General features: G+C 64.6%; 6 protein-coding genes, 1 tRNA gene and 1 pseudogene. 5 read left to right on the plus strand and 3 right to left on the minus strand.

Annotation, left to right across the window (positions count from 1 at the left end):
• The first annotated feature begins 69 nt into the window (after positions 1-69).
• The 4 genes from P9272_RS35330 (at position 70) to P9272_RS35345 (ending at position 4,088) form a co-directional block, all read left to right on the plus strand.
• The gene (locus P9272_RS35330; RefSeq protein WP_128258141.1) at positions 70-1,356 is read left to right on the plus strand and encodes a lipoprotein-releasing ABC transporter permease subunit; all 1,287 of its coding nucleotides are present in this window, start codon (positions 70-72) and stop codon (positions 1,354-1,356) included.
• Entirely contained in the window at positions 1,353-2,036 is a 684-nt protein-coding gene (locus P9272_RS35335; RefSeq protein WP_278164784.1) for an ABC transporter ATP-binding protein, read from the plus strand. The genes P9272_RS35330 and P9272_RS35335 overlap by 4 nt, the downstream gene beginning before the upstream one ends.
• Positions 2,037-2,164: 128 nt before the next feature.
• Positions 2,165-2,317, plus strand: a complete 153-nt coding sequence (locus P9272_RS35340) for a hypothetical protein (RefSeq protein WP_278164786.1) — start codon at positions 2,165-2,167, stop codon at positions 2,315-2,317.
• Positions 2,318-2,837: 520 nt separating this feature from the next.
• Entirely contained in the window at positions 2,838-4,088 is a 1,251-nt protein-coding gene (locus P9272_RS35345) for an SRPBCC family protein (RefSeq protein ID WP_278164788.1), read from the plus strand.
• A gap of 5 nt (positions 4,089-4,093) precedes the next feature.
• Here the strand turns inward: P9272_RS35345 and lipB are convergent, their stop codons facing one another.
• A complete protein-coding gene (lipB, locus tag P9272_RS35350; RefSeq protein WP_278164790.1) occupies positions 4,094-4,837 on the minus strand; it encodes a lipoyl(octanoyl) transferase LipB in 744 nt (247 codons plus the stop codon).
• A gap of 234 nt (positions 4,838-5,071) precedes the next feature.
• On the opposite strand from lipB, the gene P9272_RS35355 reads away from it, so the two are divergent.
• Positions 5,072-5,156 (plus strand) — tRNA-Leu (locus tag P9272_RS35355).
• Positions 5,157-5,312: 156 nt separating this feature from the next.
• Here P9272_RS35355 and P9272_RS35360 read toward each other — a convergent pair.
• A complete protein-coding gene (locus P9272_RS35360; RefSeq protein WP_278164792.1) occupies positions 5,313-7,997 on the minus strand; it encodes a phosphoenolpyruvate carboxylase in 2,685 nt (894 codons plus the stop codon).
• A 133-nt stretch (positions 7,998-8,130) separates the two neighbouring features.
• A pseudogene (locus tag P9272_RS35365) lies at positions 8,131-8,373 on the minus strand (succinate--CoA ligase subunit alpha); the annotation flags it as partial.

An 8,373-nucleotide genomic window follows, 5' to 3' on the forward strand; every position in this document is an offset into this window, starting at 1 on the left:
GTCACGGTGGCGCGGGACCAACGCCCAATCAGCTCTTAAACTGATTCAACGCAATCGTGAGGTTGCCTGATGAGCGAGGCGGCGACAGCGGCCAGGTCAGGGGCGGGCGCCTTTTCGGGCTTCGAGCGCATGGTGGCCTGGCGCTATCTGCGCTCGCGGCGCAAGGAGACGGTGATCTCCGTCATCGCCTCCATCTCCTTCCTCGGCATCATGCTCGGCGTCGCGACGCTGATCGTCGTTATGGCGGTGATGAACGGTTTTCGTGCCGAGCTGCTCACCCGGATCCTCGGCGTCAATGGCCATCTGATCGTGCAGCCGCTCGATTCGCCGCTGGAGGACTACGCCCAGGTGGCAAGCCGCATCAACGGCGTCTCGGGCGTCAAATACGCCATTCCGCTGATCGACGGCCAGGTATTGGCGCAAGGCAATGTCGGCGGCGGCACGGGCGCCCTGGTGCGCGGCATCCGTGGCGAGGACCTCGGCAAGATTTCGATCGTCGCAAGCAATATCAAGCAGGGCACGCTGGACGGTTTCGACACCGGCGAGGGCGTGGCGATCGGCAAGCGCATGGCGGAAAGCCTCGGGCTGGTGCTCGGCGACACCATCACGCTGATCTCACCGGACGGCGACGTGACGCCGCTCGGCACGACGCCGCGCATGAAGGGCTACAAGGTGGCCGCGATCTTCGAGGTCGGCATGTCGGAATATGACAGCTCGATCGTCTATATGCCGTTCTCGGAAGCGCAGCTCTATTTCAACATGGACGGCCGCGCGCAGACCATCGAGATCTATGTCGACAATCCGGACAATGTCGATGCGCTGAAGCCGCTGGTCGAGCAAGCGGCGCAGCGGCCGGTCGATCTCGTCGACTGGCGCCAGCGCAACGAGACCTTCTTCTCGGCGCTGCAAGTCGAGCGCAACGTCATGTTCATGATCTTGACGCTAATCGTGCTGGTGGCGGCACTCAACATCATTTCCGGCCTCATCATGCTGGTGAAGGACAAGGGCCACGACATCGCCATCCTGCGCACCATGGGCGCCTCGCGCGGCGCGATCCTGCGCATCTTCCTGATGACGGGGGCGGCAATCGGCGTCACCGGCACGATTGCCGGCGTGCTGCTTGGCGTCGTCATCTGCGTCAACATCGAATCGATCCGCCAGTTCTTCTCCTGGATGACCGGTCGGATCCTGTTCAACCCAGAACTCTATTTCCTCAGCCAGCTGCCGGCGAAGATGGACCCGCGCGAGACGACCTATGTCGTCATCATGGCGCTCGGCCTGTCCTTCATTGCGACGGTGTTTCCGGCCTGGCGGGCCGCCCGGCTCGATCCTGTCGAAGCCTTGAGGTACGAGTGATGGCCGAAGCCATTATCGAGCTGAAGGGCGTCGAGCGGCACTATGTCCAGGGGCCGCGCAAGCTCACCATTCTGAACGGCGCCGACTTTTCGCTCAGGCGCGGCGAGATGGTCGCGCTGGTCGCGCCGTCGGGCACCGGCAAGTCCACCCTGCTGCACACGGCGGGACTGCTGGAGCGGCCCGACGCGGGCGACGTGATCCTTGGCGGACGCGCCTGTGGCCGGCTCTCCGATGACGAGCGCACCGCGATTCGCCGCAACGATATCGGCTTCGTCTACCAGTTCCATCATCTGCTGCCGGAATTCTCGGCGCTCGAGAACATCATGATGCCGCAGCTGATCAAGGGGCTTCCTCCCAAGGAGGCGTCCGAACGGGCGGCACAGCTTCTGGACTACATGCAGATTGGCAAACGCGCGCAGCACCGGCCGGCCGAGCTTTCCGGCGGCGAGCAGCAGCGTGTCGCCATTGCCCGCGCGGTCGCCAATGCGCCGCTGGTGCTCCTGGCCGACGAGCCGACCGGCAATCTCGATCCGACGACCGCCTCCTATGTCTTCGACGCGCTCGAGGCGCTGGTCAGGCAATCCGGATTGGCGGCACTGATCGTCACCCACAATCACGAGCTGGCATCGCGCATGGACCGCCGGGTGACGCTGGCCGAGGGGAAAGTCGTGCCCCTCTGAGGCCAGGTCGACAATCTACTTAACTGGCCCCGAGCCAGGTCCCACAGCCGATGACGATGTCATGGCATCCGATCATGCATCCGCTGCGGATGTGCTAAGATGCGACCGCCCGCCGGTCGGAGGCTGCCGTGAAAAAGGTCATGCTCGGGATTGTCGCGCTGTTGTTCCTGGTGGTGGCCGTGTCGACCATCTACTCCTTGCTTTTCGGTTGTCCACGCGGCGGTTCATACCGGTGCGTCCAGGGCTTCAATCGCGAGGTCTGTGGCTGCCCGCAGTCGTAGGTTCGCGGCAGTGGCGAAGACAGTGGCCAATCACCGACACTTTGCACACGCCGCCCGGTAGCCGATCGCATTTGTGAAACTGAAGTCATTCATGGCTTCCTGTCGCTGCCGCGCCTTACAGTTCCTGCCTGCCACGGCAGTTAACCTTTCATTTACTGTGCAAAATTCTCTCGCTGCCGCTCCGTGCCGGCGGTCGTTGACATTCGAACAAAATTAGAACAAATTACGAACATACTAACAACGGAGAGAGTTATGTCTGATCTGGTTCAGGATGTCGTCTCGCTGGTTTGCATGAGCACCTTTCTCGTTTCCATGGCGATCTGGATCGGCGCCATGTGATCACGCGGCCTTGCCGCCGCTGTTTCGGGCGGGCAAGGCCCGCCCTTTGCGGGTCGGAGAAGACCCCGTCCGTTTGGGACCGGCAAAGCCTGCTGAGACGGGCAAGAGCCAGCCCTTGTTGTTAAGCCTTTCTTGGCCGCGCACCCGTTAGGCTCCTCCCTTAAGTTAGGGAGCGCCTTCAGTGTCGGTCATTGTCACGGTCACCCTCGTGGCCGGCAATCTCGGACTGATCTTTCTTTTGATGACCGTGCCGCTCGGGCTGCGCACGGTGACGGTCAGCCGCGTGATCAAGGCCGACCGCAACCGCCTCTGGCAGGCGCTGTGGCCGTTCGGCAGCGATGCCGGATGGTCCGGCGAAATCCTTTCCGCCGAGCCGCTGGACCAAGAGGGAACGGCGCTGGTCAGATTGTCCTGGGACGGCCGGGACGGCCGGCCGATCGAACGCAAGGCGCGGTTCGAGGACGTCGGCGAGGGTAGCCGCTTCTCGATGACCGTGATCGAGGATACGGCCCTCGATCCGTCGTTCTGGGCGAGCTATCGCGAGACCGTCGCGCTTGTGCCCGAGGGCGATGCAACGCGGGTGACGCTTACCCAAACCGATCGCTACCGCGGGGTTGCCTTCCTGGTCTTCCGCTTCTTCGCCATGCGCCGCGAGCTGCGCAAGCTGGATGTCTGGACGGCAACCGGCGCCTATCGCAAGGGCGGCTGGTTCGAGCATCCGCTGAGCCAGATCGGCTTTGCCGTGCTCTCGGCCCTGATGCTGTGGCCGTTCTTCGGCCTCAACCTCGGCGGCCTGGCGCTGGCCGCGATCCTGACGTCCGTTGTCGCCCTGCATGAGCTTGGCCACATGGCCGCCTTCCGGCTGACGGGGCATCGCCGGGCGCGGATGATCTTCATTCCGCTGCTTGGCGGCATTGCGATCGGCGGCAGGCCCTATGACAGCCGCTTCGAGGTGGCGTTCGTGGCGTTGATGGGCGCCGGTTTTTCGGCTTTCCTGGTGCCGATGCTGATCGCCGCCAGCGGCTTCGCCGGCAGCGAAGGATATCGCCTGGCCGCGACGCTTTTGGCCACGCTTGCCGGCTGCGCGTCGCTGTTCAACATCGCCAATCTGGTGCCGGTGTGGAAATTCGACGGCGGCCAGGTGCTGCGCCAGATCTGCCCCAGCCCGGCGGCACTCGCGCTGGCGTCCTTTCTGCTCTTGTCCGCGCTTCTGGCGCTCGGCTGGCGGGCCGGTTTCTCGCCGAGCTTCCTGCTGATCGCCGGCGCGGTTTTTTCGATCCTCAGCCTGATCACCGTGGGCAGCGGTGTGAAGCCGCGCCACGAACTGAAGCCTATCAAGACCTTCGACCGATTGGCCATGGCCGGTGCTTTGCTCGCGGTCTTCGCCATCCATGGCTATGGGATGCTGTGGGCGTCAGCTCAGCTCATGTAAGGCAGCTAGCCTGCCTTGCGGACAAACTCGATAGCAGGCACTGCTGCGGGCCCGAACACATCCTCGAACGCCGATTTCAGCGCCACGTCGAGATCGGCCATGGTGACGGGAAGGCCGAGATCGACGAGGCTGGTCACGCCATGATCTGAAACGCCGCAGGGCACGATGCCGCTGAAATGGCCAAGATCCGGCTCGACATTGATGGCGATGCCGTGAAAGCTCACCCAGCGCCGCAGCCGGATGCCTATCGCCGCGATCTTGTCCTCGGCCGGCGTCCCATCCGGCGAAGCAGAGCAATCCGGCCGGACCACCCAGACGCCGACACGGTCCTCGCGCCGCTCGCCGCGCACATTGAAGGCGGCAAGTGTTTCGATGATCCATTGCTCCAGCGCCGCGACGAAGGCGCGCACATCCTCGCGCCGGCGCTTGAGGTCGAGCATGACATAGGCCACGCGCTGGCCGGGGCCGTGATAGGTGTATTCGCCGCCGCGGCCCGCGGCAAAGACCGGGAACCGGTCGGGATCAATCAGGTCTTCGCTACGCGCGCTGGTTCCGGCGCTGTAGAGCGGCGGATGCTCAACCAGCCAGACCATCTCGCCGGCAGCGCCGCTGCGGATCGCCTCGGCGCGCGCCTCCATGAAGGCCAGCGCGTCCGGATAGGCGGTCAGGCCTGGTTCGATCACCCATTCCACCGGCGCCGAACCGGGGAGAGGAAGGAACGACGTGGCGATCTGGCTGCGTTCTGTCATGGATTGTTCGTTTACCGGGTATGCATGCCGCGATCCCAATCGCATTTCGTCTTTGGGCGGCGTGCGTCTCAGCTTATATGGCGGCAATCTGCCGAAACGTCCAGTTCCGGCGGTGTGCCGCCGGCCTGCAGAGGGTTGTGCAAATGAGCGACGAATATTCCGCTCAGCGCACTTGTTTCCCCGGAAACGATTTGCTACAGGCCCCGGGCCGGACGGTTCCGGCTCCTACCACGTGCGGTCGTGGCGGAATTGGTAGACGCGCAGCGTTGAGGTCGCTGTGGGGCAACCCGTGGAAGTTCGAGTCTTCTCGACCGCACCATCCCTCCAAACATGTTGCTGGGATGACCTCGCAAGCCGATGGACGATTCGCGCATCGTCTGTATTCCGCGGGCCAAAGACAGAAGCGCGCCAAGTCCCGAGGACCGCGCCGCTGCTTTGAATTTTCCAGTCGGTTACTGAGCAAAAGGGCCGAGTCCTAGCCCGTCCAGCCGAGGCCGGCGGAGATGCAGTTGATCGATACCAGCAGGGCGTCGGTCGCCCGTTTCCGATTCGCCGTTTCGCGGCTTGCCCGGACTTCGCGCAGCAGATCGACCTGCAGCCGGTGGATATCGTCCATCTGTTGGCGCAGATTGTCGAAACGCCGCTTGAACATCGGGAAGCGAGCGGAAAGATTGCCGCCCGTGAGGTCGCCGATCAGGCGTCGCGTCAGCTCGTATTCGGCGGCGATGCGGGCGTAGATTCGGCTGGCCGCATCGCTGTCGGAGACCAGGCCGGTGTACAGCCGGGCGATCTCCATGTCGGACTGGTAGAGCGTCTTTTCGGCCTCGTCGACGATCAGGCGGAAGAAGCGCGCGTGCTCGAACATGCGGGCGAGAAGCTCGTGCCCGGCCGCGCCGCGCACCTTGACGAAGGCGCTGAGCGCGCTGCCGATACCGTACCAGCCGGTCAGGAGATGTCGGTTCTGGCTCCAGGCGAACACCCATGGAATGGCGCGCAGGTCGGCGATGCCGCTGGCCCCGAAACGGCGGTCCGGACGCGAGCCCATTTTCAAGAGCGCCAATTCGGCGACCGGGCTCGCCTGGTTGAAATAATCGAGGAAGCCGGGCTCTGCCATCAATCCGGCGTAGGATGCCTGCGACATGCCCGCCAGCGCCTCCAGCGCTTCGTCGAACTCCGGCGGTTCCTTTGCCCCGGCGTCGCCGGAAGACCGCACGCCATGAGCGAGCACCGCGGCGGCGAGAACCTCGAGCTGGTTGAGGCCGGTGCCGCGATTGGCGAATTTCGACGATACGACCTCGCCCTGCTCGGTCACCCGCATGGATCCGGCGACGGTGCCTTGCGGCTGCGCTGCGATCGCACGCCCGGTCGGCGCGCCGCCGCGGCTGACTGAACCGCCGCGACCGTGGAAGAAACTGATCCTGGTGTTATGCTCGCGGCCGATGGCGGCGAGGCGCTTTTGCGCCTTTGCCAGTTCCCAATTGGAAGCCAGGAAACCGCCATCCTTGTTGGAATCCGAATAGCCAAGCATGATTTCCTGGCGCGCGCCGAAATCGCGCACCGTGCGCCGCACCAGCGAAACGCCGAGCAATCCGTTCAAGATGGCAGGGGCAGCCTGCAGGTCGGCGATGGTCTCGAACAACGGCACGATCCGCAGCCTGATCGTGCCGCCGGCGCCGGGCGCGTTCGATAGCCCGCAATATTGCGCCAGCAGGTAGACCGCGAGCAGATCGTCGGCCGAGCGGGTCATGCTGAGCACGAAGGAGCCGACCGCGTCGGGATCGGAGCCCGTGATATGCCTGGCGATAACCGAGAATATCGAAAGCAGTTCGGCTGCTTCCGGCGAGAGCCGCCCTTTGTCGATCTCCAGCCGCTCGCCCTGGCTGAGCGCAGCACGAATGCGCGCCGACCATTGCGATGTGCCGGGGGCGACGGGATCGGTCGAGTCCGTCAGCGCGAACAGCTCGGCCAGCACCCGGTTGACGACCGTGGAGTTCTGCCGGATGTCGAGCGAGACCGTGTGGAAACCGAAGCTTCCGACCTGCCAAATGAGTGGCTGGACGAAGCGCCTGGCCACCGCGCGCCCGCCAATCGCTTCGAGGACCGAAGTCAGCGCGCTCAGATCGGCGCGAAACGCCTCTGCGGACAGGTACGCCGCCTTGCCGCCGTCGCGTGTGGCGAGCAGCCGGGTAAGCAGGGCCGAGGCGAACTGGCGCAGCGGTTCGTCGGGGTTGCGCGCGGCGATCTCTTGCGCCTCGCCGCTCTTCTCAAGCGCGGTTTGCAGCACCGGCGTGAAGCTGGCCGGCAGCTCAATGACGTTCGAGCTGGCGCTGAGCACCGACACCAGCCGCTGCACTTGCGTCAGATACCAGCTTATGGCGGTGTCGCGGTATTCGGCCATGGCATGGGCGGTGACTGCGGCGGTCACATTCGGATTGCCGTCGCGGTCGCCGCCGATCCACGAGGCATAGCGCATGAAGGAGGGGACTCGGATCGGCTGGCCTGGATAGTGACGCTCGCAAGCGCCCTGAAGCTTGCCATAGAGCTGCGGCGTTGCCTCGAAGATGACTTCGCGGAAGAAATGCAGGCCCCAGGCGATCTCGCGTTCGACTGTCGGGCGTTCCAGCCGCAGCTCGCCCGTCATCCACAGAAGCTCGATCTCGCTTTCCAGATCGGCGACCAGAAGGTCGCGTTCGCGTGGAGCCCAGCGCGGCTGGTCGAGCTCGGTCAGCTTGCGATAGATGCGGCGGTGAATCTCCAGCACGGTGACGCGCTTGGCCTCCGTCGGGTGCGCGGTCATGGTCGGGCCGACACAAAGCTCGTCGAGTGCCGCCTGGGCTTCTACCGCCGAGTGGCCGTTCGCCGCCATCTGGGCAATCACACTTGCGAAGGACCCGGGCACCTCGTCGACGCCCGCGCCCTGTTCGAGCTCGCGCCGCGCCCGCATGGCCATCAGTTCATCGGCAATCGTCAGCAACTGGAACCACACGCCGCTTGCCTGAAGCGCCGGGATGCGCTGTTCGGGGGCGAGGGAGACAAGCGATCTGCGTTCGCTCAGGACCGCGGCGATCTCGGGCTCGCGCGCGCTTGCGACCTGCAGCAGCAGGCGCAACAGCAGGCTGCGCTCGTCCTCGCGAAACTTGATGCGTTTGCTCTGTTCCAAAGCCGCTGTCCGGATAGAAATTGTTGCGCACTTCCTCGAATTGCCGCAAGGCGAGCCGATCGGGACCGGCGATCGCGAAGATCGCCGGCCCGGCTTCACTTTCTGCTTTCCGCGGCTTTCGCCTGGCCGGCTATCACGCTGCCTTCTTCGTCCGCGCCAGCGTATCGGCCACCACTTCGCCGAACGAGGCGGGGGTCGGCACGATGACGACGCCGGCTTCCTTCAGGATTTCGACCTTTTCCTGCGCTGACTCGCCGAAGGCCGAGATGATCGCGCCGGCATGGCCCATGCGGCGGCCCTTCGGGGCGGACAGGCCGGCGATGTAGGCGATCAAGGGCTTCCTCATATTGTCGCGCGCCCAGATCGCGGCTTCGGC

This window comes from Mesorhizobium sp. WSM4976 (assembly GCF_029625685.1).
GTDB lineage: Bacteria > Pseudomonadota > Alphaproteobacteria > Rhizobiales > Rhizobiaceae > Mesorhizobium.

Bases quoted from the DNA above. Each gene is read 5' to 3' on its own strand.
- P9272_RS35330 (WP_128258141.1), top strand. From the start codon at position 70: ATGAGCGAGGCGGCGACAGCGGCCAGGTCAGGGGCGGGCGCCTTTTCG.
- lipB (WP_278164790.1), bottom strand. From the start codon at position 4,837: ATGACAGAACGCAGCCAGATCGCCACGTCGTTCCTTCCTCTCCCCGGT.